We start from the raw sequence: 26,471 nt of genomic DNA, 5'->3' as shown, positions 1-26,471 counted from the left end.
TCAGCCATATACACGCGGTTCAGGGGCCGGAGGAGCGATCCTTCGGCCCTTTTTTATTCGCGCCTGGTGCAGCCCACATTGGCGGCATCGATGGCGGTGGCCGCGCCGTCCAGGTTGTAATAATCGGAAAAGCGGTTCCCGCGATTGTCGGTTGCGCGAATGCTCATGCGGCCCGCGGCGCGCATGGCGGTGACGATCGCCGCATCCTCGCTGGCGCTGGTCGCCCACGCATCGCCTTCGCCCGCTATCAGATCGAACCGCGCACCGCCTATGGCGAGCCGCACGTTGGCGCGCTCCGCCAATTCACGGCTGAGGCGAAAATGCACTTGCGAGCGAACATTGCGGCGCGGCCATGTGCCGACGCTGGCATAGGGCTGAAAATCCCGCCTCGCGCGACTCTCATCGGCCGTGGCGATGGCGTAGCAGCGTTGCCGTTCCGGCTCCGCAAATGCGCCCCACTGGCCGAACACGCCGAGGCTATCGCGTGCCCATAGCGGGCTGGCGACAGCGAGCAGGAGCAAAGGGAGTACCGGGCGGAGCATGTTGATGAAGTACATGCGCAGAGGCCTGTAGGAAACAGGCAAAAATCCAACATTCGGAGTCCGGTTTTTCTGGCAAAATCGGTGAATTTATGCCATATGAATGGGGACGGAGGGGGTTCTCCTAGAAAACCCGCGAAAATGAAAGGCGCCCTCGGCCCTGCCGGGAGGTGAGGAGAGAGATGAGCCTGTTTGCCGACTATAATCTGCCCTTTGCCATTGCGCTGGGGCTGATGGTGTTGCTCGGCCTGTTGCAGATCATCGGTGTCGGCGATTTCGAGTTCGACGCCGATATCGATGTCGATGCCGACGGCATGATCGCCGACCCGACAAGCGCCGGCATCGGCGGTGCCCTGACGACGCTTCTGGGGCTAGGCCGCGTACCCTTCTTCGTCTGGCTGATGACCTTCCTGCTCCTTTTCGCCGGAATCGGCGTCAGCGTGCAGGGACTGGCCGAAGGGCTGACCGGATCGCCACTTTACGCATGGCTGGCGGCGTTGATCGCCGGCGGGGCGAGCGTGCCGGTCACGGCAACGCTGGTGCGCCCACTCGGCCGCCTGCTGCCGCAGGACGAGACCACGGCGGTCGGCCTGGAAAGCCTGGTCGGCAAGCGCGGCAAGGTCACCGAGGGCAAGGCGGAACGCGGCTCGCCCGCCCGCGCCAAGGTGCGCGATCACCATGGCCACGCCCATTATGTCATGGTGGAGCCGCATGAAGATGCCAGCGTGATCGCGGCTGGCGACGATATTCTACTGGTACGGCGCGAAGGGCAGACCTTCTTCGGCGTACCGCTGGCAGAGCGCAAGCTGGCTCCCATGGGCTGACGCGCGCCGCCGGATCAAAAGTTCAACAGCAAGGAGAAGAAATGGATAGTCTGTTCGATGGTGGCCTCATCCTGATGGTCGGTGGGATCTTCCTGATCCTCGTATTCTTCATGTTCCTCATCAAGCTCTACCGTAGGGCGTCCAAAGAAGTCGCATTCGTGCGAACCGGCGTCGGCGGAGAGAAAGTGGTGATGAATGGCGGCGCGCTGGTGCTGCCCGTCTTGCACGAGACGATGCCCGTGAACATGAACACGCTGGTGCTGAGCGTTATGCGGCGCGATGCCGAAGCGCTGATCACGCTCGACCGTTTGCGGATCGACGTAAAGGCGGAGTTCTACGTCCGCGTGAAGCCCGATGCAGAGGCCATCGCGATGGCCGCGCAGACGCTTGGCCAGCGCACGATGCAGCCCGAAATGCTGAAGGATCTGGTGGAAGGCAAGTTCGTCGACGCCCTGCGCTCCGTCGCGGCGGGGATGACAATGAACGAGCTGCACGAGCAGCGCGCCGACTTCGTGCAGAAGGTGCAGCAGGTTTCCTCGAACGATCTCGCCATGAACGGGCTGGAGCTGGAATCGGTCTCCCTGACCGGCCTCGACCAGACGAGCATCGAGCACTTCAATGCCAACAACGCCTTCGACGCCGAAGGCCTGACCAAGCTGACCGAGCAGATCGAGGCGCGCAAGAAGCTGCGCAACGATATCGAGCAGGACACGCGCGTGCAGATGGAAACGAAGAACCTCGAAGCCGACACGAAGAGCTTCGAGATCGGACGCGACCAGGAATATGCTCGGCTGTCGCAGGAACGCGAAGTCGAAGTGCGCCGCGCCGCGCAGATGGCCGAAATCGCTCGCGAGCAGGCGGAACGCCAGCGCGAGGCCGATGCCGCCAAGATCGAAGCGAAGAAGCAGGTCGACGCGCAGCAGATCGAGGCCGACCGGCTGGTGGAGGAAGCCCGCATCGATCAGGTCCGCGCGCTCGAAATCGCCCGACAGGAACAGCAGATCGCCGTTCAGAACAAGTCGCGTGAGGAAAGCCAGGCTCGCTCGGAAGCCGATGCGGCCCGCGCCAAGGCCGTCGAAGCCGAGGAACGCGTCGCCACGGCCCGCGAGAGCGAGATTGCCGAACGTCAGAAGAAGATCGAACTGATCGAGGCGTCCAAGCAGGCCGAGCGCGATGCGATCAAGATCCGCGTCGATGCCGAGGCGGATCGCGATGCGGCGACCAACCGCGCCGAAGCCCAGCGCCGCGAGGCCGAGGGTGAAGCCGACGCTACCAAGCTGCGCGCCGAGGCCGACCGGGTCCGCTTTGAAGTGGAAGCAGCCGGTCAGCGTGCGGTGAACGAGGCTGCGAACATCCTCTCGATGGACCAGATCTCGCTGCAGACGAAGCTCGCGCTGCTCAAGGTGCTGCCGGAAGTCATCCGCGAAAGCGCGAAGCCGATGGAAGCCATCGACTCGATCAAGATCGTGCAGGTGGATGGCCTTACCCAGCGCGCCGGCCCGGCAGGCTCCACCAATGGAGCCGCCAGTGTCGGCGGCGGGTCGGGCAACCTCGCCAACGATGCGGTGGCGGCAGCGCTGGCCTACCGCGCCCAGGCTCCGGTGCTGGACGGGCTGATGAAGGAGCTTGGCCTCAATGGCTCCTCGCTTGGCTCACTGGTGGAAGGGGCGGCCAATGGCCATGCCGACGCGATGCCCGCGCTTTCGGACGAGGAGGAGACGCCAAGCCTGTTCGCGCAGGATCTGGGCGACGATGCCGAAGCCGATGGCGGCGAAGATGGCGACATCGAAGCCGCCGAGTAAGGCTGCGGCTTACAAAAAAGGGGAAGGCCCGCGGTTCGCGCCGCGGGCCTTTTCGTTTTTATCACAAAGGCTGTTTACGCACGCAGCATATCGATTTCCGCGATCCGCTCCTGCAATCGCCGCGCGGCCAGCTTGTTCACAAGATAGACCGCGCCGAACACCGCCAGCGCCGCGCCGATCCGCATCGCCACCCCGACGGGCGGCAATTGCCACTCGGCCACCGGCATGCTCAGCCACGGCGTCGCCATCACCACCAGCATTCCCGGCAAAAGGGGCAGCAGATACCAGGTGAAGACACTGTCGAGCGCGTCACGCTGGCGGATCAATTCGCGCCGTTCGTATTCGAGCAGCGACAGCGCGCCCCCATGCTCGGCCGAAGTCAGCGGACTGGCGCGTCGGTGAAGCTGCCACAGCAGCACCAGCGTGCCCGCCACCACCATCGCCGCGCCGACGCGAAGGGCCGTGACCGGGATCAGCAACGCCATGGCCGTGAACATCACGATGACGAAGATGCCAGCAGCATATTCGATCCAGTTGCGGCGCACGATCTTGCGGCGAAAGGCGTCGGAGCGCGCGCGCAGCGTGTCGAGCGAGGGCAAGGTGGGCGCAGGCGCACTATCCTGCCAGCTGTGGCGCGCGAATTCCTGAGGGGTCATCGTTCGGTCTCCGGGGATTGGAAGCTTTCCGCGAGCAGGCTTTTGACGCGACTGATCCGCGTCGCGACGGCTCCGGGCGAAAGGCCGGTCACCTCGCCGATTTCGGCGGCGGTCAGGTCTTCGAGGTAAAGGAGCATCACCTGCCGGTCTGCGGGCTTGAGGCGGTGGATGGTGGAGAGGAGGCGCTGCGAGGCCTGCGCCTCGCCCACATCGGCTTCGGGATTGTCGGGCGCGGCAAGCGTGTCGATCTCGTCCAGCTCGACGAGGCCGCCGCTTTTGCGCCGAAGCGCCGCCTGCACATGGCTCACAGCGACATTATGCGCGATCCGGTAGACCCAGCTGCGCACCGAGCACTGCCGCTCGAAATAGGCAAAGCTGCGCCAGAGCGCGGCGTGAATGTCCTGCACCAGGTCGCGGGCGAGATCGGCATCGCGCTCATACCCGCGTGCCAGCCGGACGATCGCGCCGCCATAGGTTTCGGCGGCTTCGCGATAGGCCTCATCCTGCGATGGCGGGGGCGAATTCAGGGTCGTGTGTCCTCGTGCCATGCCTCGATAGTCGGCGGGCGAGGGCGTTTCTTACACGATTATCCGGATTTTATTCCGTGCCTGCCGGGTAGCGTATGGCGACGACTTCCCACTCCTTCTCGCCGCCCGGAAGGCGCACGGTGCGCAAGTCACCCATTTCCGCGCCGCGCAGCGCGCGGGCCATTGGGCTGGACCAGCCGAGCCTGCCTTCGCCCGCATCCTGCTCGTGATCGCCGACCAAGGTGAAGGTGCGCTGTGTGGCATCCTCGTCGGCGATGGTAACGGTTGCACCGAAGAATGCGCGCGACTTGTCCGGCTGCTGCGCAGGATTGACGACCTTCGCATGCTTCATGACCTTGGCCAGGAAGGCCAGCTCCCGGTCGATCTCCCGCATCCGCTTGCGGCCGTAGAGATAATCGCCGTTCTCGGAGCGGTCGCCGTTCCCCGCCGCCCAGCTGACGATCTCGGTAATCTCCGGCCGCTCCGTGCCGAGCAGGTGATCGTAACGCGCTTTCAGCGCGGAAAGACCGGCGGGAGTGATGGGGTTGGTAATGTCGGGCATTACTCGTCGCAGACTTGTGCTTTCGAGTAACTCTCCATGATTGCGGCCTCTCGATTAGCGGGAGATACGTCGAGGATCAGCGTCTCGACCAACTCTTCTGTTGGATGGAAGGCAGAGTGTCCTGCAAACCAGAAAGCTTCTTCGACGGGTTCGTTACTATGCCAGGTCGTCATGATGTGCTTTTCGTCCGGTATGGGACCGTAATCGAAAATTTTCAGCAGCGCCCAATCGACGGCGTCATGCCAGTCCTCGCAGGCGATACCCCATGTGATAACGTAAAGTGCGCCCGCGTCGACCAACCACGTGGCTATATGGCTCATCCACTCCCGGTGGACCTCGCAGTCGGCAATTACGACAATGCGGCGAGGTACTGAATCAAAATCGGGAGGTCGAGAATCCGGTGGCAGATGCAGATATCGTCGGCTCACGACCGAGGCCAATAACCAAAGTTATACCGACGTTCTATCGCAAAAAGTCGCTCGCCATGCGGCTGCGGCCGGCGCGGTCTGGGTGGAGCTGTTCGTAGACCACGGCGTTCTCGACCACGCGCTGGACGTAGTTCTTGGTCTCGAAGAAGGGGATTTCCTCGATCCAGCGCAGCCAGTCGCCCGAACGGCGCGGGTCGCCCCTTTCGCGCAGCCAGCGGTTCACATTGCCAGGCCCGGCATTGTAGGCCGCGAAGGCGAGCGGGTAGCTGCCGTCATACTGGCGCAGCAGGCGCTCAATATGATTGCTGCCAAGGCGCATGGCATATTGCGGATCGCTCATCAGCCGGCTGGCGGAATAGGACATGTTGGCGCGGCGCGCTTCCTCGCGCGCGGTGGCGGGCATGAATTGCATCAGGCCGCGAGCGCCTGCGTGGCTGATGGCGTTCTCCGCGAACTGGCTTTCCTGCCGCGCGATCGCGTGGACCAGCGTCCAGTTGGCACCGGGCGGCGTATCGAGCGTGGGATAGCCGATGCGGGTGAAGCCGGAATGTCCGTCCGCCGCGGCGGCGTCGGCCAGGTTTACAGCAAGGTCGCGCCGCCCGATATCGCGGGCCAGCTCCGCCACGAGCAGGTGCTCGCCCACCGTCTCCGCCTCGTCCGCCATGGCGCGGTAGAAGCGGATGCCGGTCGACCACGGGGCATCGCGCGCCACTTCGCTCACCGCCTGCGTCAGCGGGGAGGAGAGGAATTCGCGGCGCTCTTCCGCTGTTGGCGAGCCATCGGGCGCGGCGGCATATTGCGGGATCGGGCGACCGAGCCGCTCGAGCGCCATGATGCCGTAGAAGCGGTCCGGATATTGCGCGGCCATCTCGTAATGCTCGCGCGCCTCGGCATCGCGGCCCGCCTGACGGCAGGCCTCGCCTGCCCAGAAGAAGCCCTTGGAGCGGGTCTGGCTGGAACGCGCGGCTGCGCCGTATTGGTAGAACAGCGGAGCTGCGGAACCGCCGTCATTGAGGTGCCAGAGCGCATTGGTGCCGCCTGCCCACATCAGCGACGTGTAATCGTCGCGCAGCTTGTACTCCATCGCGGAAATATCCTCGCCCGGCGCGAAGGCGTCGAGCGCACGTGCGGCGACGCGCACCGTGTCGCGGCGATTGGCGGCACGCGCGACGGCGAGCAATTCCTCGATATAGCGCGTGCGATCGAGCGGCAGTGCGGCAAGCTCGGGCGCGTTGATGAACATGCGCGCAGACTCGGCATCGCGGCCCTGCTGCCGCAATTCGCGACTGCGATTGTAGAGATAGCCCGGATCGGCAAAGGCGTCCTGCGACGGCGCTGCGCCATCTTGGCCCTGAAGGATACCGAGCCGCGTTGCGAACAATGCGCGATTGTCAGGCGAGGTACGGTCGAGCTGACGGAGCGCCCCCTCGCGATCCCGTTGCCAGAGCAGCGCGTCCATGCGCGCATCATGGTCGGCCTGCGAGAAACCGGCGCCGTAATTGGCGAACAGCGCCGCTTCGGCCGTCGAGCTCATTTCTCCGCCGCGCCATGCGGCGAGTGCCCATTGCTGCGCCGCCTGCGGGTTCTCGCCGATCAGTGCGAGAGCATAATGTGCCTTGGCGTGATTGGTGACGGGCTCACTGCCGCGGAAGAAGGCGAGCAGCGTTTGCGGATCGACGAATTCTTCCTGCAGGCGACGCTCCGCTCGGGCACGCAACGTCGTCTCGTCAGGAAAGCCCGGATTGGCCGTAATGAAGCGGGCATAGGTCGTGAAAGGAAGTTGCGCCGAACGGTCGTTCCACAGCCGTTCCCATTCCGCGATCAGCGGCGCCATGCGGCCCGGCCCTTCGGCGACGAGGTTTGCGCGGTTGCGATCCCATTCGCGGGCATCCTGTGCGGATACGGTGAGGGGGGCGACCAGCGCGGTGGTCACGGCGAGAGCTGTCAGTAGGGGAAATCGAACCATGCTGGACATAATGGCAAAGGCATCCTTATCAGGCGCTGAATAATGTTGTCCCGGGAGCGGGCGCGGGCAGGGGAAACCCGCCCGTTTACAAACACAACGCAGGAGCGCCCACAATGTTCTCAGGTTCCATACCGGCCCTGGCGACTCCCTTTCGCGACGAGACGTTCGACGAGGACGCCTATCGCCGCTTCATCGAATGGCAGATCGAAAGCGGATCGAGCGGCCTGGTGCCCTGCGGCACGACCGGGGAAAGCGCGACGTTGGACAATGACGAGCATCACCGCGTGATCGCCGTCTGCGCCGAAGTTGCCGCGGGCCGGGTACCGGTGATCGCAGGTGCAGGTTCGAACGACACGCAAACTGCATTGTGGCACGCCAAGGAGGCGCAGATCGCCGGGGCGGACGCGCTGCTGCTGGTCGCGCCCTATTACAATCGCCCCTCGCAGGAAGGGCTGCTCGCCCATTTCAGCTATCTGGCGGAGCGGACCGAGCTGCCGATCATGCTTTACAACGTGCCCGGCCGGACGGTGACCGATATCCTGCCCGAAACCGTAGTGGAATTGCATCGCCGCTTTCCGGAGAAGATCCTGTCGATAAAGGATGCGAGCGGCGATCTTTCCCGCGTCGTCACGCAGCGCATGGGGGCGGGGCCGGATTTCTGCCAGATTTCGGGCGATGATCCGCTGGCGCTGGCGGGCTATGCGCTTGGACAGAAAGGCTGTGTGTCCGTCACCGCGAATGTCGCGCCGAAACTGTGCGCGGACTTCCACAAGGCTGCGGGCGAGGGCGATTTCGCCACGGCGCGGGAGTTGAACGAAAGGCTTTACCCGCTGCACAAGGCGATGTTCGCCGATGCTTCGCCAGCGCCCGCAAAATATGCGCTGAGCAAGCTGCACGACTGGTTCGCGCCGGATGTACGATTGCCGATAGCCCCATGCTCCGATGCCGCGAAAAAGGTAGTGGACAAGGCGATGGAGCTGGCTGGTTTGTAAATCCGGCGTCGCCCCTGCGCGGGCAGGGGGCCAGCTGAGCCGTCCGGCCAGCTCGCTGCCGTTATCTGGATCCCCGCCTTCGCGGGGGGGTCACGAAGAAAGACAAAGAATGAAGCTCTCCACTTTCGTATTGCCCGCCACCCTCGCGCTCGCCGCGTGCTCGACCATGCCGAACACGCCGCCGCCAGCACTCGATGAACTGGCGCGGCAGTATCTCGCCGTGCAGCTGGCGATCGGGGAGAAGGATCCAGGCTATGTCGATGCCTATTACGGGCCGGACGAGCTGAAGACCGCCGCCGCGGCGAATGACGACGAGACAACGCTGCCCATGCTGCAGGCGCGCGTTACCGCGCTCGATGCGACGCTGGGGCTGGTGCAGGCCGAGCCGGGCAGTGTCGAGGCGGAGCGGGTGCGGTATCTGCGCGCCATGCTCGATTCCGCCAAGGTGCGGCTGCGCATGCTGCGCGGTGAGGAAATCCCGTTCCAGGACGAGGCCGAGGGCCTTTTCGGCGTGCGTCCCGAACTGATCGACCTGACCACGCTGGAGCCGGTGCTTGTGCGGATCGAGGAATTAGTGCCCGGCGATGCCAACGACGGCCCGCTGAACGAGCGGCTCAATGACTATCAGGATCGCTTCGTCATCCCGAACGACCGTTTGCGCGCCGTGATCGACGCCGCCGTCGCCGAATGCCGCGCGCGCACCCTGCCGCATATTCCGCTGCCCGAGAGCGAGGATTTCACTCTCAGCCTCGTCACCGACAAGCCTTGGGGCGGGTTCAATTATTACCAGGGCGATTACCAGTCGGTGATCGAGATCAACACCGATCTGCCCACGCGGCTGGACCGCGCCGTCGATGTCGGCTGCCACGAGGCCTATCCCGGCCACCACGTCTATTCGACGCTGATCGAGCGTGACCGGGTGAACGCGATGGGGCAGGTCGAGTACACGCTTCTGCCGCTCTACAGCCCGCGCGCGATCATCTCCGAAGGGAGCGCCGAATATGGCGTGAAGCTTGCTTTCCCGGGCGACAGCCAGCTCGTATACGAACGCGATGTGCTCGCTCCGCTGGCGGGCATCGATGCAAGCGATATCCAGGCCTATTACGAGCTGCGCGAGGCGCTGGGCGATCTTTCGGGCGCTTACTATACTATCGCCGCCGGCTATCTCGACGGAACGATGACGCGTGAGGAGGCGATCGAGAATTCGATGCGCTACCGCCTGCAGAGCCGTCAGCGCGCGGAGCAGAGCCTGCGCTTTATGGACACCTATCGAAGCTACGTGATCAATTACGGGCTGGGTGAGGAAATCGTCGGCAATGCGGTCGAGGCTGCGGGCGTGGATCCCGAAGCACGCTGGCAGCGTTTCATCTCCATACTGAACACGCCGACGCTTCCGGAGGACCTGATGTGACCCACGCCGTTTTTCGCCTCGCTTTTATCCCTGCCGCTTTGCTGATGGCTTCCTGCGCCACGACGTACGATGTCGATCCGCGCATCGCGCCTGCGGCCACGGACTTTGCATCCGCTCCGCGCGTCGAAGTGCGGCTGGACAGCTTCAGCTTCGAGCCGAGGACGCTCGGCCTGCAGGACGGCCAGCCCGTCACCCTTGCGTTCACCAATGTTTCCGATGGCGGGCACAATTTTGCTGCGCCGGGTTTCTTCCAGGCGGCCCAGGTGGCGCAAAGCTCTGCGCCCATCGTCGCCAATGGCGCGATCGAAGTCGGGGCGGGGGACACGGTCGAAATCCAGCTCATTCCGTCTCGCGGCGGCTATGACGTGGACTGCACGCATACCGGCCACACGCTGCTCGGCATGACCGGATCGATCGTGGTGCGATAGGGTTTGCAGGAGAGGCGCGAGCGCCTACATGCCCGCCTCACCATGGCCCGACCCAAACCCGCCGCATTCGACAAGCAGAAGATCGTCGCCGAAAACCGCAAGGCGCGGTTCGATTATCATATCGAGGAGACGTTCGAGGCCGGTCTCGCCCTGCAGGGCACCGAGGTGAAGAGCCTGCGTTCGGGCGAAGGGTCGATTGCCGAAAGCTATGCCGAGGTCAAAGGCGGGCAGGTTTTCCTGGTCAATGCCAACATCCCCGAATTCAGCCACGGCAATCGCAACAATCACGAGCCCAAGCGCCCGCGCAAGCTGCTGCTGCACGAGCGTGAGATCAACAAGATGTTCGGTGCGGTAGAACGCAAGGGCATGACGTTGGTGCCGCTCAGCATTTATTTCAACGGCCGGGGCCGGGCGAAAGTCGAGCTGGCGCTGGCCAAGGGCAAGCAGGCGCACGACAAGCGCGCCAGCATCAAGGACCGGGACTGGAAGCGCGACAAGGCCCGCCTCATGCGCGAAAAGAGCTGATCTGCAGCAGCACAAAAAGACATTCAGCGCCGGTTGTCATCCCTTCGCCTAATCCTACCTGTATCGGTAAGAGTTAGCGTGTATGGCGCGCGGGAGACGATGCTCAAACCAGCGATCAGATGGCTCTCGGCAAGGATGCCGGAAATGCCCAAGCGGGAAGAAATGGCCCGCAATCGCTGGCTTGCGCCGATTGCCCACCGCTTCGGTCGTTCCGAGCTCTGGCGCTTTACCCGCCGCTCCGTTCCGCGTGGTGCCGCGCTTGGCCTGTTTGCCGCCTTCATCATCCCGCTCGGACAGATTTTCCTCGCCGCATTCCTCGCCCTTCCGGCGCGGGCGAATGTGCCCGTTGCCGCGGCCATAACCTTCGTCACCAATCCCTTCACCGTGCCGTTCTGGCTCGTGGTTGCGAACCGCGTGGGACGCTTCACGCTGAAAGTCGATCCGGATACGATGGGAAGCGCCAAGGCCGCGCTGGAACAGGGCTGGTGGACAGAATTCGGCTGGTGGCTGCAGACCGCAGGCGTCACTGCTTTCGGCTTCGTGGTGCTGAGCGTCGTTACGGCCGCGCTCGGCTATCTCGTCTCCAGCTTCCTGTGGAGATTCGTGGTCGCGCGCCGTTGGGGCAGGCGACCGGGCCGCCGCCAGGTGATACGTACCGCCGAATGAAACAGCCGCGGCTGAAATTGACGGAAGCGGAGCCATCGCGAAAGCTGGTCGACGCGCTTGCTGTCGCCGCAGCCGTGCTCGCCAGCGTCGCGCTGGTGCAATATGCCGCCGAAAGCACAACCGTCACCTTCGCCTTTGTCGGCGGGCTGACAGTGCTGGGCCTGATCGCCTTCATCGCCGCTCGGTCCCCCGCCGCTGCGCCGACGATTTCCGGAGCCGATGCGCCCGACTGGGCCGTTACCGTTGCCGCGATCGAGCAGTCCGACCTGGCCGTGGCTATCACGGATCGTGCCAATCGGCTGGTCTGCGCGAATGCCGCCTTTGAATTGTGGTTCGGATCGAGCAATGGCCCGCCCCGACTTCCCGTCGATGGGGCGAGCGCGGACCTGCTGGCCCGGCTGGCCCACGCCGCTTGGCGCGATGGCAAGGGTGAGCCTGTCACCGTCGCCGATGAAGAGCACAGCTGGTCCGCCAGCGCTGTTCGCGCGGGTAGGGCGGACGATTACCTGATCTGGCGTTTCCGGCCGATCGTCCGGACGGAGCCGATCGCCGCCATCGGCAAGCATATGACGGGCTTGTTCGGACGCGTGCTCGGCGCGGCGGGCATTGCCGTTGCGCTGGTCTCACCCGATGGCACGATCCGCGCGGCGAACCCCGCACTCGCGCGCCGTGCCTTCGGTGATGAAGCGGCGCGCATGGCGGGGCAGGAATTCGTGCAGCTGCTGCGTTCGGACGACCGGGAGCGGATCTTCTTCGCCCGCGAAGGGCGCAAGGGTAGTCCGCAGACGCTGGTGCAGGTGCCGCTCGCCGATCCGGAGGAGGCCGCGCGCGAAAGCGTGCCCGGACGGGCCGCGGCCGAGGCGCCCTCGCTGATGCTGCTGATCGACGCCGGTATCGGTATCGGCGGTGCGGTCGGTGAAACGAAGGGCCAGGCGGCGCAATTGCAGGCACTGCTCGAACAGTTGCCGCTGGGTCTTGCTACGACCGACCGGGACGGACATTTCCTGTTTGCCAATCCGGCTTTCCGGCGCGCGGCAGGCATCGGCAAGGACGATCTGCCACCCTATCCCAGCGATATCGTTGTTCCGCGCGACAAATCCGCCATGTCCGATGCAGTGCGCCGGCACGGGCAGGGGCCGGCCTCCAGCGGGGACATCGCGATACGCCTTCGCAGCGAGCCGGACGATCCTGTCAGCATGGGCTTGGCTGGCGTGCGCGGGTTGGGTGAGGCGGCGGTGTTGCTCAGCCTGGCCGACACGACCGAGGAAGCGCGGCTGAAGCGGCAAGTGGCGCAGGCCACCAAAATGCAGGCCGTCGGCCAGCTTGCAGGCGGCGTGGCGCATGATTTCAACAACGTGCTGACCGCCATCATCGGCTATTGCGACCTCATGCTGCTGCGCCACACGCCGGGCGACAGCGATTACGACGACATCCAGCAGATCAAGGCCAATTCCAATCGCGCCGCCAGCCTGACGCGGCAGCTGCTCGCCTTCAGCCGCCAGCAGACCTTGCAACCAGAGACGATCCAGCTGCCCGATATCCTGTCCGAAGTCAGCCAGCTGCTGAAGCGGCTGCTCGGCGCGAAGATTACGCTGAAGGTGCGGCATGACCGCGATCTTGGCGCGGTTCGCGCCGATCCGCGCCAGCTGGAGCAGGTCATCATCAACCTCGCCGTCAACGCGCGCGATGCGATCCAGAGCGATGGCGGCGGAGAGACAGCGACGGGCACGCTCGCCTTCGCCACGCGACGGGTGGAGGCGAAGGATATCCGCCGCATGGGCAGCGAGATCATTCCGGCGGGCGATTACACCGTGCTCATCGCCGAGGACACGGGCGGCGGCATCCCGCCCGACATCATGGGCAAGCTGTTCGAGCCGTTCTTCACCACGAAGGAGCAGGGCAAGGGCACCGGCCTCGGCCTCTCGACCGTCTACGGCATCGTCAAGCAGTCGGGCGGGTTCATCTTCGCCAGCAATGCCAAGGGGCCGGACGGCAAGGTGAAGGGCGCGCGCTTCACCATCTACCTGCCGGTCCATCACGTGACGGAGGAAGAGGCGAAGCAGGCTGCGGTCGAGGAGACCACGCGCGAATTTTCCGGTGGCGGATGCATCCTGCTGGTGGAGGACGAGGACATGGTTCGCGCCGTGGCCGAGCGGGCGCTGGCGCGGCAGGGCTATTCCATCGTCACCGCCAGCGACGGGGACGAGGGCCTCGACGCCTTCAGGAAAAACCCCGACGAGTTCGATATCGTCGTCACCGACGTCGTCATGCCGAGCATGGACGGCCCGGCCATGGCGAAGGAAATCCGCAAGGCGCGGCCCAACCTGCCGGTCCTTTTCATGTCCGGTTACGCCGAGGAGCAGCTGCGCGGCGAAATCGATATCGAGCACATGCACTTCATCGCCAAGCCTTTCAGCGTGAAGCAGATCGGCGAAAAGGTGGGCGGCGTATTGCGCAAGGCGATACGCGCCAGCTGACGGCCGGATGCGCGTTCAGCGCCGATAAAGGCCGCCGGGCGATGCTCAAGGCCAAATCGTAAGGGGGCTCCACATGACATCACGTATTCTCGCCGCGAGCTTGTTCGCCATTGCCGTCGCATCGCCCGCCGCCGCGCAGCAGACGCCGGTAAGCGGGGAGGAGACCGCGCAGGGCGATGTCTCCGTCACCATATACCAGAACAACCAGGCGCTGGTGCAGGATGTGCGGCAATTGAATATTCCGCGCGGGCAGACGCGGATCGAATTCCCCGATGTTTCCGCGCAGATCCGCCCGCAGACCGTCAGCTTCAATGCCGATGGCACCGCCATCGTCGAGCAGAATTTCGATTTCGACCTGCTGACCCCGCAAAAGCTGATGGAAAAGGCCATCGGCCAGACCGTCACGCTCGTCCGCACCAATCCCGCGACCGGGCTCGAAATGCGCGAGCAGGCGGAAGTGCTCTCCACCGCAGGCGGCGTGGTGGTGCGGATCGGCGACCGGATCGAAGTTCTGCGCGATGACGGCCTCCCGGTGCGTGTGGTATTCGACGAGGTGCCGCCCAACCTGCGCGCGCGCCCCACGCTCTCGGTCACGCTGAACAGCAATCGCGGCGGCACGCGCCCCGCTTCCATCCGCTACCTCACGCCCGGCCTCGGCTGGTCGTCCGACTATGTCGCCCTGTTCGACGAAGCGCGCGGTACGGTGGACATGCAGGGCTGGGTGACGCTGACCAACAACACCGGCACCACCTTCCACGATGCCGATACGCTGCTGGTCGCCGGGAACCCGGCGAGCGGCAACCAGGGCTACGCGCCGCCGCGCCGCGATCTGCAGCAGGTCGGCACGCAAACCGCGGACCGGGAGCGGCTCGGCGATTTCTACCTCTATCCCATCGACGGGCGCACGACGATTGCCGATGCGCAGACCAAGCAGGTGAGTTTCCTCGACGTGCAGGCCGTTCCGGCGCGCAAGGTCTACACGATCGACGTCGCTCGCTTCGACAGCGACGATGCGCCGCGCGCGGCAAGCACCGCGATCAGCTTCAATTCGAGCGCCGAGGGCGGCCTCGGCGATGCGCTGCCCGCCGGTACGGTGCGCTTTTACCAGCGGGACGTGCAGGGCAATCCGCAATTCATCGGCGAAAACGGCATCGGCCACACGCCGATGGGCAGCACGCTGAGCCTGCGCACCGGCGATGCCTTCGATGTGTTCGTGCAGGCCGAAGTCGAAAATCGCGAACGCATTTCCGGTCAGCAATGGCGCCAGAGCCGTCGTTACCGCGTATACGAGGACGACGAATTGGTGCGGGAGATCCGTGAGGATTACTCGGTCGACTTCTACCGCACCACCATGCGCTACACCTTTACCAATGCGAAGCCGGAGCCTGTCGTCGTGGAGCTGACGCAGGAAGGACTCGATCGCTATTGGTGGGGGCTCGACTACCGCGTCGTTTCCGAAGACGTCGAAGGCGAGCAGATCAATTTCGGCGAGCGTCTCTACCGCGTCACCGTGCCCGCCAATGGCGAGCGAGAGGTCCGCGTCACTTATGAGACGCGGTGGTAGGGAAGGCGCGGTGCGTCCGGACCGCCCCTGGTTGGCTCTAGCGCTCGCCCTTGCGGCGGCGCCATGCGTCACGACGCCCGCCACCGCGCAGGAGCGCGCCGTCGTCGACGCATCCGAGCCGACCGATATCGCCGTCACCATCTATCGCGATCCGGGCCGCATGCTGGGCGGTGAGATCGACCGCGATAATCCCCGCGGCTTCGGCATGATATCGGAGACTCGCACCGTCACTCTGCCGCCCGGCCGTTCGACCATCCGTTTCGAGGGCGTGGCGGAAGGCATGGTTGCGGTCAGCGCCATCGTCACCGGCCTGCCTGGCGGCACGATCGAAAAGAACCGCAATGCCGATCTGCTCAGCCCGGCATCGCTGGTGGATGGCACGCTCGGCAATCGCGTCACCATAACCCGCACCAATCCCGCCACTGGCGAGGCGGCGAGCGAAGATGCCATCGTGCGCACCCGGGCCGATGGCGGGCTCGTGCTGCAAACCGCGCAAGGGTATGAAGCGGTGCGCTGTTCCGGCCTGCCCGAGCGGCTGACTTTCGACAGCGTGCCTGGCGGCCTTTCCGCGCAGCCCGTCTTCACGATCGACACGGCCAGCGAGGCGGGTGGCACATATGAGGTGACGCTTTCGTACCTTTCCTGGGGCTTCGACTGGGAAGCCAATTACGTCGCCACGCTGGATGAGGGGCGCGATGCCGACGACGTGCGCTTCGGCCTCACAAGCTGGCTGACCGTCCTCAACGATAACGGCCAGACCTTCGAGAATGCCGAGTTGATGGCGGTTGCGGGGACGCTCAATATCGTCAGCGATTTCGACCGACTTTCCAGCCCGCCGCTTGCGCGCCCATTGCGGCTGACATGCTGGCCGCGCGGCAGCACGGCTGCGGGTTCGCCGGTGGTGATGTACGGGCCACCGCCGCCTCTGCCGCCGCCCATGGCTTCCGACGGGATGATCGTCGTGACCGGCAGCCGCGTTGCTGCGCCATTGACTATGGAGTCCGTGTCGCCGGTCGCCGTCATAGCCGAGGAAGAGCAACTGGGGGATCTCAAGCTCTACCGTGTGCCGGTACCGGTCGACGTCAACGCGCAGGGCCTGAAACAGATCGCTTTCCTGCGCGAGGACGATGTTGAGGGCAAATTTTTCTACGAGGCGCCGTGTGAGCCCTTGGATGCGGACGACCGCTTCGTCCCCATGAATGTCACGCTGGAAACCGAGAACGAAGAGGAGCGTGGGCTCGGCATGGCGTTGCCGGCCGGATCGATCGCCGTGTTCGAACCGAGTTCCTTCGGTGACCTGCTGGTGGCGGAGGATTTCCTGCGCGATTATCCCGTGGGCCGGGATGTGGATTTCGATCTCGGGGACAGCTCGCAGGTCTTTCTCTCCTGTGCGTTGCGCGACGATCATGAGGATATCGACGGAGGCTGGGAGAAGATCGAAGCCGTCGTCACGAACGCCAATCCCGAATCGGTGCGGGTGCGGCTGCTGTTGGGATCGCCGGGCGCATGGAACCTGCGCGGTGTGCGGCAGACCCTGAAGGATGGCGAGCGCGTGCTGGAATTCACCGTACGCGGCAATTCCTCTCGCAGCCTGCGCTGGGAAGCGCAGGAGATCGAATAGGCCGCGACGACCCGCCGCGGGCCTTGCATCGAACCGTTTCCAACAAAAATTTTGTTCCGCACTTGTTCTTACGGAACAAAGTGGGTACATGCCGTGTCAGTTGAAGAGTTGAACGCGACCCTAGTAAGCTGACGGAGGCCATGTCATGGCGAGTGCAAATCTGAAATTGGTGGAAAAGGAATCCAACGTGGACCGTCAAAAGGCACTCGATGCCGCACTCTCCCAGATCGATCGTGCCTTCGGCAAGGGGTCGGCCATGAAGCTGGGCAGCCGCGAAGCCATGAATGTGGAAGCGATTTCCACCGGCTCGCTCGGCCTTGATATCGCGCTCGGCATTGGCGGCCTTCCGAAAGGCCGCGTGATCGAGGTGTACGGCCCGGAAAGCTCGGGCAAGACGACGCTGGCGCTGCACGTCCTCGCCGAAGCGCAGAAGGCCGGCGGCACCGTTGCCTTCATCGATGCCGAACATGCGCTGGACCCGGTCTATGCGACAAAGCTCGGCGTCGACATCGACGAGCTGATCATTTCGCAGCCCGACACGGGTGAGCAGGCGCTCGAAATCACCGATACGCTGGTCCGCTCCAACGCGGTGGACGTGCTGGTGGTCGATTCGGTCGCCGCGCTGGTCCCTCGCGCGGAAATCGAAGGCGAGATGGGCGACAGCCATGTCGGCCTGCAGGCGCGTCTCATGTCGCAGTCCCTGCGCAAGCTGACCGGGTCGATCAACCGCTCCAAATGCATGGTGATCTTCATCAACCAGCTGCGCATGAAGATCGGCGTGATGTACGGCAATCCCGAAACCACGACGGGCGGCAACGCGTTGAAATTCTACGCGTCGGTCCGCTTGGACATCCGCCGCACCGGCCAGATCAAGGATCGCGACGAAGTTGTCGGCAACTCCACCCGCGTGAAGGTCGTGAAGAACAAGGTGGCCCCGCCTTTCAAGCAGGTCGAATTCGACATCATGTATGGCGAAGGCATCTCCAAGATCGGCGAAATCCTCGATCTCGGCGTGAAGGCCGGGCTGGTGGAGAAGTCCGGTTCCTGGTTCAGCTATGACAGCGTGCGGATCGGCCAGGGCCGTGAGAACGCCAAGACCTTCCTGAAAGAAAATCCCGAAATGTGCGCCAAGTTGGAAGCCGCGATCCGCGGCAAAACCGACGAGGTCGCCGAGGACATGATGAAAGGCCCGGACGCGGAGCCCGACGAGTGATCCTCAAGAAGGTGGGTAGGGGCAGGACTTTGTGCTCCAGGACAGTGTAACACCTGTCACACCTTGCGAAACCGGAGCCGGCGACGATGGCCAGAAATGGCCCTCACCGCCGGCTTCTTCGCGTTTTACCGGTTCGGTAACGCTGTGCTGCTACCCGCCCTCGAAACGAGCAGGGGAGTAACGTGACCGATACGAGTGAATGGCAGGGCCGAGCCGGCGAAAGCTGGGCGGCCGAATACCGACGCACCGATCGCAGCTTCACCCAGCTGACGGAACGACTGCTGTCGGAAGTGCGGCCTCTCGCGTTCGCGAACGTGCTCGATATCGGCTGCGGAGCAGGAGAGCTTGCTCTTGCCATAGCGCGCTCGCATCCCGCCGCGCAGGTGACCGGTGTCGACATCTCCCCCGATCTCATCGCCACCGCGCGGGATCGTAGCGCGAACCTGGCCAACCTCGTCTTCGAACGGGCCGATGCCGCGAACCACGAGGCGTCCCTGCCGCCCGATCTCCTCATCTCGCGCCACGGTGTCATGTTCTTCGATGACCCGACACACGCCTTCACCCACCTTGCGAGTGAGGCGCACCCGCACGCGGCACTGCTGTTCTCCTGTTTCCGTGCGAGGGATGAGAATCCCCTCTTTACCGAGGTGGGCCGCCTCCTGCCCGAGCCACCCGAAGACAGCGATCCGCGAGCGCCCGGTCCCTTTGCCTTTGCGGAGCGAGGCTACGTGTCCGGGATGCTGGCGCAAAGTGGATGGGGCGATGTCCGCCTCGAGCCGTTCGATTTCCCGATGATCGTCGGCACCGGTGAGAACGCGGTCGAGGATGCGGTCTGCTATTTCACCCGCATCGGTCCCGCTGCAAAGGCCGCCGCCCAGATGGACGCCGCTGCCCATGCGCGCTTCCGCGATCGTGCCCTCAACCTGGCAGAACGGTATTGCTATGACGGTATTGTGGCACTTCCGGCCGCCGCATGGATCGTCTCCGCCCGCAAAATCTGATCGCCGATCTCCATCACTGCGAACGGCGCAATGCGCTTGTCGCCACGCGCCGCAGCGCCTAACTCGCGATGATGCATTCGACCAACGACATCCGCCGTGCATTTCTCGGCTATTTCGACGCCGCCGACCACGAGGTGGTGCCGTCCGCGCCCCTCGTTCCGTATAACGATCCGAGCCTCATGTTCGTTAATGCGGGCATGGTGCCGTTCAAGAACGTGTTTACCGGCGTCGAGACACCGCCCGCGCAGCGCGCCACGAGCAGCCAGAAATGCGTACGCGCCGGCGGCAAGCACAACGATCTCGACAATGTCGGCTATACGGCCCGGCACCTGACTTTCTTCGAAATGCTGGGCAATTTCAGCTTCGGCGACTACTTCAAGGAGCGCGCCATCGAGCTCGCTTGGGGTCTGGTTACCAAGGAAATGGGCCTCGCCAAGGATCGCCTGATCGTCACCGTCTATCACACGGATGACGAAGCCTCCGACCTGTGGCGCAAGATTGCAGGCCTTCCCGAAGATCGGATCATCCGCATCGCGACGAAGGACAATTTCTGGGCGATGGGGTCGGATGGGCCATGCGGGCCTTGCTCGGAAATCTTCTGGGATCATGGACCCGATGTGCCTGGTGGCCCGCCGGGATCGCCGGATGAGGATGGGGACCGGTTCGTCGAGATCTGGAACCTCGTCTTCATGCAGCACATGCAGGAAGCGGACGAGATCACCGGCGACCTGCCGCGGCCGAGCATAGATACCGGCATGGGTCTCGAACGCATGGCCACCGTATTGCAGGGGGTCCACAACGTGTTCGAAACGGACATGTTCAAGACACTGATCGAAGCCAGCGAGGAGTTTGCCGGGGCGCCGATCGCTGACGGCACCATCGCAAGCCATCGCGTGATTGCCGATCACCTGCGGTCGACAAGTTTCCTCATCGCAGATGGCGTTCTGCCGTCGAATGAGGGGCGCGGATATGTCCTGCGCCGGATCATGCGGCGGGCCATGCGTCATGCGCATCTGCTGGGCGCGTCGGAGCCGTTGATGCACCGTCTCGTGCCGACGCTCGTTGGCGAAATGGGACAGGCCTATCCGGATCTCTCTCGCGCGCAGCCGCTCATCACAGAAGTGCTGGAGCGGGAGGAATCGCGCTTTCGGCAGACCTTGGAAAAGGGCTTGCGCCTGCTCGACGATGCGAGCGCCGATCTCGGCGAGGGTGACGAACTCTCAGGCGAGACCGCGTTCAAGCTCTACGATACTTACGGTTTCCCTTACGATCTGACGGAAGATGCTCTGCGCGATCGCAATGTCGGGGTCGATCGCGAGGGGTTCGATGCCGCGATGGAGCAGCAAAAGGCTGCGGCGCGGGCAGCCTGGAAAGGCTCCGGCGGCGCGGCGGATCAGGAATTGTGGTTCGACATCGCCGAGCGCGAAGGCGCGAGCGAATTTACCGGATATGCGGCGACCGAGGGCGAGGGCCGCGTCGTCGCGCTGGTCATCGATGGCAAGGAAGTGCAGTCGGCCGATGCCGGGCAGGATGTCATCGTGCTGACCAATCAGACGCCCTTCTATGGTGAAAGCGGCGGACAGATGGGCGATATCGGTGTGATCACCGGTGACAATCGCCTGGAAATGACCGTGTCGGACGCATCGAAGCCGCTAGGCCGCTTGCACGCCCATCATGGGACGATTGCTTCGGGGCGGATTGCCGTCGGCGACACCGTCCATCTGGCCATCGACGCCGCGCGCCGCGATGCCATTCGGGCCAACCACTCGGCAACGCATCTGGTCCACGCGGCGTTGCGCAATCATCTCGGCGACCATGTCACCCAGAAGGGGTCGCTCGTGGCGGAGGATCGCCTGCGTTTCGACTTCTCGCACCCCAAGCCGCTCACACCTTCGGAAATCGCTTCTATCGAAGCCGAGGTAAACGCAGAGATACGCTCGAATGACGAGGTCGTGACGCGGTTAATGAGCCCGGACGACGCGATCGAAGCGGGCGCGATGGCGCTGTTCGGGGAGAAATACGGCGACGAGGTGCGCGTATTGTCCATCGGGTCTGCGACATCCGGCAGGGAAGGCCGAACTTATTCGGTAGAGCTTTGCGGCGGTACGCATGTTCGCGCCACGGGCGACATCGGTCTTTTCCGCATCATCGGCGAGAGCGCCGTTTCGTCTGGCGTGCGGCGGATCGAGGCACTTACCGGCGAAGCCGCGCGCGAATGGGTGGTGCGTCGGGAAGAGGCGCTCAAGTCGGTCGCCGCAACGCTGAAGACCTCTCCGGACGAAGTCGAAGCGCGCGTCGCCGCATTGGTGGACGAGCGCAAACGGCTCGAGCGCGAGCTCGCCGACGCGAAGAAGCAACTGGCCCTTGGAGGCGGGACATCTGCATCCGGAGAGCAGGCGATTGAGGATGTCGGCGGGGTGGCGTTCTCGGGCCAAGTGCTCGAAGGCATGAACCCGAAAGAGCTTCGCGGTCTGCTGGATGGTGCGAAGGCACGCCTCGGCTCCGGTGTCGCTGCCATTGTAGCGGTCAATGAAGGCAAGGCGGCAGTCGCCGTTGGCGTGACGGACGATCTGAAGGATCGCTTCAGCGCCGTCGATCTGGTGCGCAAGGGTGTCGAGGCGGTCGGCGGCAAGGGCGGCGGCGGTCGGCCCGACATGGCGCAAGGCGGCGGTCCGGACGGCGACAAGGCTGACGACGCCATTGCAGCTATACGAAAAGCGCTCGCCAGCGTGAATGCCTGACGAGCGCCGTTCGTAAGTCGAGTGACGGCGGCTTAGCCGACGCGGTTGGACGCAGCCCGGCGGCGGTCGCCATCGCTGCCGCGCGGCACATCCTTCATGTTCCGTTCGAGGCGGCCATGCGCATCGTCGCTGGCAACGCTCTTCGGCTTGAACTTCTCGCTATTGGGAAGCGGCTTGGTGGGATCGATCTTGTCGCTCATCGGGTAAATCTCCTTCACCCTGCCAACGCTTGCGACACTGCAAGTTTCCGAGAAGCGTCAGCTTTCCGCTGTGCTCGTGCGCAATTTCGGCTTGTGTTCGAGCGCGCCCTCTTCGCGGATCTGATCACGGAACTCGTCCCGTTTCTCGTGGATCGAGGCGATCACCGGGCCCATCGGCACGCCGATATCGACCAGCGCCGCTTCCGATAGCTGTAGCGAACTTTCCAGCGTCTCCGGCACCGCCGTGCTCGCACCGCTGCGATAGAGCTCCGCCGCATGGAAGCTGTCGCGCGCGCGGGCGATGATCGGCAATTCGGGATGGGCGGCGCGCAGTTTGCGGACCATACGCTGGGCGAGCACATGCTCGTCCATCGTCAGGATGACGGCGGGCGCGCGGTCCAATCCCAGCTTGTCGAGCGCGTCTTCTCGCAAGGCATTGCCGAACACCGCATAATAGCCTTCCCGCCGGGCTTGCTCGATCAGGTCGGGATCGGAATCGATCGCGACATAGGCCCTGTCATGCTTCTGCAGCATCTGCGCGACCAGCCTGCCGACCCGGCCCAGGCCGACGATCACCACGCGCGGCGCATTCTCATCGCCGCCCAGCTCGTCCAGCGTCGGCGCAGGATCGACGGAACGGGCGACTCGCTTGCCGAGCATCGCCAGCAGCGGCGTGACGGTGAGGCCGATAGCAGTGACGATCTGCCAGAACTGCGCCGTGCCGGGCTGGATCAACATGGCGCTCGCCGCTGCGGCCAGGACGATGAGCGACGTTTCGGACGGACTGGCCATCAGGATGCCGGTCTCTGTCGCGGTTGCGGGCCGCGCCCCCATCAGGCGCAGCAGGACGCCCGTGACGACAGCCTTCAATGTCAGCACGCCGATTACGGCTGAGGCGATCATCCAGAGATTGTCCCAGATGGTTTCGATATCGATGCCCATGCCGATGGTGATCAGGAACACGCCGAGGGCAAGGCCCTTGAAGGGCTCCATGATACCCTCGACTTCGGTGTGATACTCGGTTTCCGCAATCAGCAGGCCCGCAATGAGCGCACCCACGATTGGCGATAGGCCGACGATGGCAGTTGCGAGGCTCGCCCCGATGACGACGAGCAGGCTGGCGGCGAGGAACAGCTCCGGGCTCTTGGTGCGCGCGGCCTGGGCGAAGAGGCGGGGCAGCAGGAAGCGCCCGGCCACCATCATGATCGCTACCACCAGCCCGCCTTTCCACAGCGTGTCAAGCAGGCCGCTCCAGCCGTCGCCACCGGTGTTCGGGGCCAGCGCACCGAGGAGGAAGATGACCGGGACGATCATGATGTCCTCGAACAGCAGCATGGAAAGCGCCGCGCGGCCCACCGGCGTGTTGGTGCCGGAGATCGGCAGCACCAGCGCGGTCGAGGAGAAGGCGAGGGCGAGGCCGAGACCCAGCGCTCCGGTCCAGAACTGGCCCAGCATGGAGAGGAAGGCGGCAAGCAGCGCGCCGATCACCAGCAGCTCCAGCGCGCCGAGGCCGAACACCAGTTTGCGCAATTGCCAAAGCCTGTTGAAGCTGAGCTCCAGCCCGATGGCGAACAGCAGCAGCACGATGCCGAACTCGGCAAAGGGCTCCAGCCGCTCAGGGTCGGTGATGGTGATGTAGCTCAGCCACTCATACTCGAAGGTCATCCGGCCGAGACCGTAGGGGCCCACCAGCAGACCGACGAGGATGAAGCCGATGATCGGGGTGACGCGGAAGCGCGCGAAGAGCGGGATGACGATCCCGGCAGCGCCAAGGATCACCAGCGCGTCCATCATCAGGGGGGAGATCTCAGCGTGATGCATAGGCGCTCTATGCCAGAGGCGAGCGGCGCCCGGCAACGCATGATTGCGCGGATTCGGGGGAGGGGGTGTGACAGGTGTTACAGTGTCCTGGCGTAGGAATCTTCAAGTGTGAAACGGCGATGTCCATTCGGCCTTCCGAGCACGCTCGCGCGCCTGTAGGAAAGTGTCACACCTTGGGAAAAGCCACACGCGCCGCCCTAGCCATCGCGGTCACGCTTGGTATGCATGCGCGCCATGCAGACAGCCACGATCATCGCGCTCGCCGCCTATTTCATCCTGATGCTCGCCATCGGCCTTTTCGCGTGGAGGAAATCGACGGAGGACAGCGAGGGATATTTGCTGGGCGGGCGCAATCTCCACCCGGCGGTCGCCGCGCTCAGCGCCGGGGCCAGCGACATGTCGGGCTGGCTGTTGCTCGGCCTGCCGGGCGCGCTTTACGCTTCGGGCCTGATAGAGGCGTGGATCGGTATCGGTCTGTTCGTCGGTGCGGTCGCCAACTGGTTCATCGTCGCGCCGCGCCTGCGCAAACAGACTGTCGAATACGGCAACGCGCTCACCATCCCGCAATTCCTCGCCAATCGCTTTCCCGACAGGGCGACCGCACTGCGGGTCGTCTCCGCCATCATCATCGTGATCTTCTTCGCCGTCTATTCGGCGGCAGGGCTGGTCGGCGGCGGCCTGCTGTTCGAAAGCAGTTTCTTCGATGGCGAGATGATGGGCATGACGCCGTATATGGCGGGCGTGCTGCTCACCGCGCTGGTGGTGCTCGCCTACACCATGGTCGGCGGTTTCCTTGCCGTCAGCCTGACCGACTTCGTGCAGGGCTGCATCATGGTGGTCGCGCTGGTGCTGATGCCGCTGGTGGTGTTGTTCGGCCAGCCCTCAGGGACATTCGACGGCGCACTCGCCAATGTCGATCCGGATTTCCTGAACTGGACCAATGGCCTCACCGTAATCGGCTTCCTCAGCCTCGTCTCGTGGGGCCTCGGCTATTTCGGCCAGCCGCATATCATCGTTCGCTTCATGGCGGTGCGCGAGGGCGGCATCCCAATGGCGCGCACCATCGGGCTGAGCTGGATGTTCGTGGCGCTGGTCGGCGCACTGGGCGTCGGCCTTGCGGGGCGGGCCTATGTCGAGGCGAACGGTCTGGCGCTCGACAATCCCGAGACGATCTTCATCCTGCTCGCCAACACGCTGTTCCACCCCTTCGTCACCGGCTTCCTGCTGGCGGCGCTGCTGGCGGCGATCATGTCGACCATCTCGAGCCAGTTGCTCGTAAGCTCCAGCTCGCTGACCGAGGATTTCTACCACCTGTTCCTGAAGAAGCAGGCGAGCGAGCGCGAACTGGTGACCGTGGGCCGCGTGAGCGTCGCGCTGGTGGCGGTGGCCGCCATCGTCATCGCCAGCGACCCGGAAAGCGGCGTTCTGGCGCTGGTCGCCAATGCCTGGGCCGGCTTCGGCGCGGCGTTCGGCCCGCTCATTATCCTGTCACTGACATGGAAGCGCATGACTGGCGCTGGCGCCGTGGCCGGGCTGGTGACGGGCGCGGCGGTGGTGATGGCGTGGATCGCGCTCGGCTGGAACGGCGCTTTCCTTGGCGGGCCGGGCGTCTACGAGATTATCCCGGGCTTCGTCGCCGCGTGGTTGGCGATCTGGGGGGTGAGCTTGGTGACCCAGCAGAAGAAACCAATTTTCGCAGCCTGATATCAGCTTCTTAACCTGCTCAGTCTACTGCATTGGTAAGTAAACGGCTGAGGTATGATATGGGTTGGCTGGTCGTCTGCGCTGCTGCGCTAATGGCATTCATGGGTATCAGTGTTGGTTCGTCTTTAGGACTCGTTCTATCTGTCGGCAGCGGAGCTTTGACTTTCCCACCTTTGTGGGGCGCCCTGAAGAGTCGAGGTTTGATGACGCACGCAGGGTGGCGTTGGTCGGCTTCCTTGATTTTCGGAATGGTCGCGCTGGTCGTAAATGCCAATGCCTACGCGGCGACACCAGAGGGCAAAGCTGCCGCTGCACAGCGAGACGCGAAAGATGCTGCTCAAAAGCTGGACGAGCAATTAGATGAAGCGCAAGTGGCGGCGGCAGAAAAAGTCGCGATTGAGTCCGGTGAGCACTGCCTCAGCGGATGGGACGGATCTCATAACGACCTCGAACGAGCTGTTCGCACTCGACTACGTAATCCCAGATCCTTCGAGCATATCGAAACGGTGCGATCACCTGTCGACGCTGAAGGCAAATTCGCTTTGATTATGACATATCGGGCGGAAAATGGCTTTGGCGGTATTAATATCGAAGCTATCGGCGTTGAGGTTGATGTAGCGACTTGCCATTTCAGAGAAGTTTCGAACGACGAGATTGCAGCTAGACTTGCACCTTAATTTCGCCATTACGCGATCTGAAATTTAGGTTATCTAAATCGCGCGGACCCTTTTCCAATTCAGCCGCGAGGGTCGCTGCGTCGAGCGTTCCCGCGTGACCTGCTTGGCAAACTTTCCACGTTGGAG

The 26,471-nt window shown here is 64.0% G+C and carries 23 protein-coding genes; 15 read left to right on the top strand and 8 right to left on the bottom strand.

Annotated elements, in window-relative coordinates; translation table 11 throughout:
- Nucleotides 1–53 precede the first annotated feature (53 nt).
- Complete coding sequence (locus tag D6201_RS05445) at nt 54–557, bottom strand: hypothetical protein (RefSeq protein WP_242447437.1); 504 nt, start codon at nt 555–557, stop codon at nt 54–56.
- Nucleotides 558–721: 164 nt separating this feature from the next.
- On the opposite strand from D6201_RS05445, the gene D6201_RS05440 reads away from it, so the two are divergent.
- Together D6201_RS05440 and D6201_RS05435 are read left to right on the top strand one after the other, a co-directional pair.
- On the top strand, nt 722–1,363 hold the full coding sequence (locus D6201_RS05440) for a YqiJ family protein (protein WP_120047891.1): 642 nt from the start codon (nt 722–724) through the stop codon (nt 1,361–1,363).
- A 74-nt stretch (nt 1,364–1,437) separates the two neighbouring features.
- Nucleotides 1,438–3,165, top strand: a complete 1,728-nt coding sequence (locus D6201_RS05435) for a flotillin family protein (protein WP_422664716.1) — start codon at nt 1,438–1,440, stop codon at nt 3,163–3,165.
- A gap of 74 nt (nt 3,166–3,239) precedes the next feature.
- On the opposite strand, the gene D6201_RS05430 is transcribed toward D6201_RS05435, so the two are convergent.
- The 5 genes from D6201_RS05430 to D6201_RS05410 are packed head-to-tail and all read right to left on the bottom strand — an operon-like array spanning nt 3,240 to nt 7,304.
- Nucleotides 3,240–3,821, bottom strand: coding sequence for a hypothetical protein (locus tag D6201_RS05430; RefSeq protein ID WP_120047889.1), 582 nt, complete (start codon nt 3,819–3,821; stop codon nt 3,240–3,242).
- On the bottom strand, nt 3,818–4,369 hold the full coding sequence (locus tag D6201_RS05425; protein ID WP_120047888.1) for an RNA polymerase sigma factor: 552 nt from the start codon (nt 4,367–4,369) through the stop codon (nt 3,818–3,820). Before D6201_RS05425 ends, D6201_RS05430 begins: the two co-directional genes overlap by 4 nt.
- 49 nt (nt 4,370–4,418) lie before the next feature.
- Nucleotides 4,419–4,910, bottom strand: coding sequence for a transcription elongation factor GreB (gene greB / locus D6201_RS05420; protein WP_120047887.1), 492 nt, complete (start codon nt 4,908–4,910; stop codon nt 4,419–4,421).
- Nucleotides 4,910–5,338, bottom strand: coding sequence for a DUF7684 family protein (locus D6201_RS05415; RefSeq protein ID WP_120049219.1), 429 nt, complete (start codon nt 5,336–5,338; stop codon nt 4,910–4,912). Before D6201_RS05415 ends, greB begins: the two co-directional genes overlap by 1 nt.
- 34 nt (nt 5,339–5,372) lie before the next feature.
- Nucleotides 5,373–7,304: a lytic transglycosylase domain-containing protein gene (locus D6201_RS05410; RefSeq protein WP_242447435.1), complete on the bottom strand. Its 1,932-nt coding sequence runs from the start codon at nt 7,302–7,304 to the stop codon at nt 5,373–5,375.
- Between the two features lie 113 nt (nt 7,305–7,417).
- Here D6201_RS05410 and dapA point away from each other — a divergent pair, with 113 nt between their 5' ends.
- The 11 genes from dapA (at nt 7,418) to alaS (ending at nt 21,943) form a co-directional block, all read left to right on the top strand.
- Complete coding sequence (dapA, locus tag D6201_RS05405; protein ID WP_120047885.1) at nt 7,418–8,296, top strand: 4-hydroxy-tetrahydrodipicolinate synthase; 879 nt, start codon at nt 7,418–7,420, stop codon at nt 8,294–8,296.
- A 109-nt stretch (nt 8,297–8,405) separates the two neighbouring features.
- Nucleotides 8,406–9,707, top strand: a complete 1,302-nt coding sequence (locus D6201_RS05400; protein WP_133303949.1) for a hypothetical protein — start codon at nt 8,406–8,408, stop codon at nt 9,705–9,707.
- Nucleotides 9,704–10,135, top strand: a complete 432-nt coding sequence (locus D6201_RS05395) for a plastocyanin/azurin family copper-binding protein (protein WP_133303948.1) — start codon at nt 9,704–9,706, stop codon at nt 10,133–10,135. Before D6201_RS05400 ends, D6201_RS05395 begins: the two co-directional genes overlap by 4 nt.
- Before the next feature lie 42 nt (nt 10,136–10,177).
- Nucleotides 10,178–10,660 carry an SsrA-binding protein SmpB gene (smpB, locus tag D6201_RS05390; protein WP_120047882.1) on the top strand — a complete coding sequence of 161 codons (483 nt, stop codon included), beginning with the start codon at nt 10,178–10,180 and terminating at the stop codon, nt 10,658–10,660.
- A gap of 144 nt (nt 10,661–10,804) precedes the next feature.
- Nucleotides 10,805–11,326 (top strand): DUF2062 domain-containing protein, encoded by a 522-nt coding sequence (locus D6201_RS05385; protein WP_120049218.1) that lies wholly within the window; start codon nt 10,805–10,807, stop codon nt 11,324–11,326.
- Complete coding sequence (locus D6201_RS05380) at nt 11,323–13,803, top strand: hybrid sensor histidine kinase/response regulator (protein WP_120047881.1); 2,481 nt, start codon at nt 11,323–11,325, stop codon at nt 13,801–13,803. Before D6201_RS05385 ends, D6201_RS05380 begins: the two co-directional genes overlap by 4 nt.
- A gap of 73 nt (nt 13,804–13,876) precedes the next feature.
- On the top strand, nt 13,877–15,367 hold the full coding sequence (locus D6201_RS05375) for a DUF4139 domain-containing protein (RefSeq protein ID WP_120047880.1): 1,491 nt from the start codon (nt 13,877–13,879) through the stop codon (nt 15,365–15,367).
- A 10-nt stretch (nt 15,368–15,377) separates the two neighbouring features.
- Nucleotides 15,378–16,988, top strand: coding sequence for a DUF4139 domain-containing protein (locus D6201_RS05370; protein ID WP_133303947.1), 1,611 nt, complete (start codon nt 15,378–15,380; stop codon nt 16,986–16,988).
- 145 nt (nt 16,989–17,133) lie between these two features.
- Nucleotides 17,134–18,201 (top strand): recombinase RecA, encoded by a 1,068-nt coding sequence (recA, locus tag D6201_RS05365; protein ID WP_120047878.1) that lies wholly within the window; start codon nt 17,134–17,136, stop codon nt 18,199–18,201.
- Between the two features lie 182 nt (nt 18,202–18,383).
- Nucleotides 18,384–19,202 carry a class I SAM-dependent methyltransferase gene (locus tag D6201_RS05360; RefSeq protein WP_120047877.1) on the top strand — a complete coding sequence of 273 codons (819 nt, stop codon included), beginning with the start codon at nt 18,384–18,386 and terminating at the stop codon, nt 19,200–19,202.
- Nucleotides 19,203–19,273: 71 nt separating this feature from the next.
- Nucleotides 19,274–21,943: an alanine--tRNA ligase gene (gene alaS / locus D6201_RS05355; protein ID WP_120049217.1), complete on the top strand. Its 2,670-nt coding sequence runs from the start codon at nt 19,274–19,276 to the stop codon at nt 21,941–21,943.
- A 32-nt stretch (nt 21,944–21,975) separates the two neighbouring features.
- Here the strand turns inward: alaS and D6201_RS12925 are convergent, their stop codons facing one another.
- Together D6201_RS12925 and D6201_RS05345 are read right to left on the bottom strand one after the other, a co-directional pair.
- The gene (locus D6201_RS12925; RefSeq protein WP_165853500.1) at nt 21,976–22,143 is read right to left on the bottom strand and encodes a hypothetical protein; all 168 of its coding nucleotides are present in this window, start codon (nt 22,141–22,143) and stop codon (nt 21,976–21,978) included.
- A gap of 57 nt (nt 22,144–22,200) precedes the next feature.
- Nucleotides 22,201–23,964 carry a cation:proton antiporter domain-containing protein gene (locus tag D6201_RS05345; RefSeq protein WP_120047875.1) on the bottom strand — a complete coding sequence of 588 codons (1,764 nt, stop codon included), beginning with the start codon at nt 23,962–23,964 and terminating at the stop codon, nt 22,201–22,203.
- A 234-nt stretch (nt 23,965–24,198) separates the two neighbouring features.
- On the opposite strand from D6201_RS05345, the gene putP reads away from it, so the two are divergent.
- Together putP and D6201_RS05335 are read left to right on the top strand one after the other, a co-directional pair.
- Complete coding sequence (gene putP / locus D6201_RS05340; protein WP_120049216.1) at nt 24,199–25,668, top strand: sodium/proline symporter PutP; 1,470 nt, start codon at nt 24,199–24,201, stop codon at nt 25,666–25,668.
- Between the two features lie 101 nt (nt 25,669–25,769).
- A complete protein-coding gene (locus tag D6201_RS05335; RefSeq protein ID WP_242447434.1) occupies nt 25,770–26,345 on the top strand; it encodes a hypothetical protein in 576 nt (191 codons plus the stop codon).
- Nucleotides 26,346–26,471 lie beyond the last annotated feature (126 nt).

The sequence above is a fragment of the Aurantiacibacter aquimixticola genome (assembly GCF_003605475.1).
In the GTDB taxonomy this organism is placed as follows: Bacteria; Pseudomonadota; Alphaproteobacteria; order Sphingomonadales; family Sphingomonadaceae; genus Alteraurantiacibacter; species Alteraurantiacibacter aquimixticola_B.
Note: the sequence above shows the minus strand (reverse complement) of the source record. Positions and strands in the feature narration are given on the sequence as shown.

Excerpts from the sequence above, each read along its gene's own strand:
- D6201_RS05445 (WP_242447437.1), bottom strand. The coding sequence starts at position 557 with ATGTACTTCATCAACATGCTCCGCCCGGTACTCCCTTTGCTCCTGCTC.
- D6201_RS05440 (WP_120047891.1), top strand. The coding sequence starts at position 722 with ATGAGCCTGTTTGCCGACTATAATCTGCCCTTTGCCATTGCGCTGGGG.
- D6201_RS05435 (WP_422664716.1), top strand. The coding sequence starts at position 1,438 with ATGGTCGGTGGGATCTTCCTGATCCTCGTATTCTTCATGTTCCTCATC.
- D6201_RS05430 (WP_120047889.1), bottom strand. The coding sequence starts at position 3,821 with ATGACCCCTCAGGAATTCGCGCGCCACAGCTGGCAGGATAGTGCGCCT.
- D6201_RS05425 (WP_120047888.1), bottom strand. The coding sequence starts at position 4,369 with ATGGCACGAGGACACACGACCCTGAATTCGCCCCCGCCATCGCAGGAT.
- greB (WP_120047887.1), bottom strand. The coding sequence starts at position 4,910 with ATGCCCGACATTACCAACCCCATCACTCCCGCCGGTCTTTCCGCGCTG.
- D6201_RS05410 (WP_242447435.1), bottom strand. The coding sequence starts at position 7,304 with ATGGTTCGATTTCCCCTACTGACAGCTCTCGCCGTGACCACCGCGCTG.
- dapA (WP_120047885.1), top strand. The coding sequence starts at position 7,418 with ATGTTCTCAGGTTCCATACCGGCCCTGGCGACTCCCTTTCGCGACGAG.
- D6201_RS05400 (WP_133303949.1), top strand. The coding sequence starts at position 8,406 with ATGAAGCTCTCCACTTTCGTATTGCCCGCCACCCTCGCGCTCGCCGCG.
- smpB (WP_120047882.1), top strand. The coding sequence starts at position 10,178 with ATGGCCCGACCCAAACCCGCCGCATTCGACAAGCAGAAGATCGTCGCC.
- D6201_RS05385 (WP_120049218.1), top strand. The coding sequence starts at position 10,805 with ATGCCCAAGCGGGAAGAAATGGCCCGCAATCGCTGGCTTGCGCCGATT.
- D6201_RS05380 (WP_120047881.1), top strand. The coding sequence starts at position 11,323 with ATGAAACAGCCGCGGCTGAAATTGACGGAAGCGGAGCCATCGCGAAAG.
- D6201_RS05375 (WP_120047880.1), top strand. The coding sequence starts at position 13,877 with ATGACATCACGTATTCTCGCCGCGAGCTTGTTCGCCATTGCCGTCGCA.
- recA (WP_120047878.1), top strand. The coding sequence starts at position 17,134 with ATGGCGAGTGCAAATCTGAAATTGGTGGAAAAGGAATCCAACGTGGAC.
- alaS (WP_120049217.1), top strand. The coding sequence starts at position 19,274 with ATGCATTCGACCAACGACATCCGCCGTGCATTTCTCGGCTATTTCGAC.
- D6201_RS12925 (WP_165853500.1), bottom strand. The coding sequence starts at position 22,143 with ATGAGCGACAAGATCGATCCCACCAAGCCGCTTCCCAATAGCGAGAAG.
- D6201_RS05345 (WP_120047875.1), bottom strand. The coding sequence starts at position 23,964 with ATGCATCACGCTGAGATCTCCCCCCTGATGATGGACGCGCTGGTGATC.
- putP (WP_120049216.1), top strand. The coding sequence starts at position 24,199 with ATGCAGACAGCCACGATCATCGCGCTCGCCGCCTATTTCATCCTGATG.
- D6201_RS05335 (WP_242447434.1), top strand. The coding sequence starts at position 25,770 with ATGGGTATCAGTGTTGGTTCGTCTTTAGGACTCGTTCTATCTGTCGGC.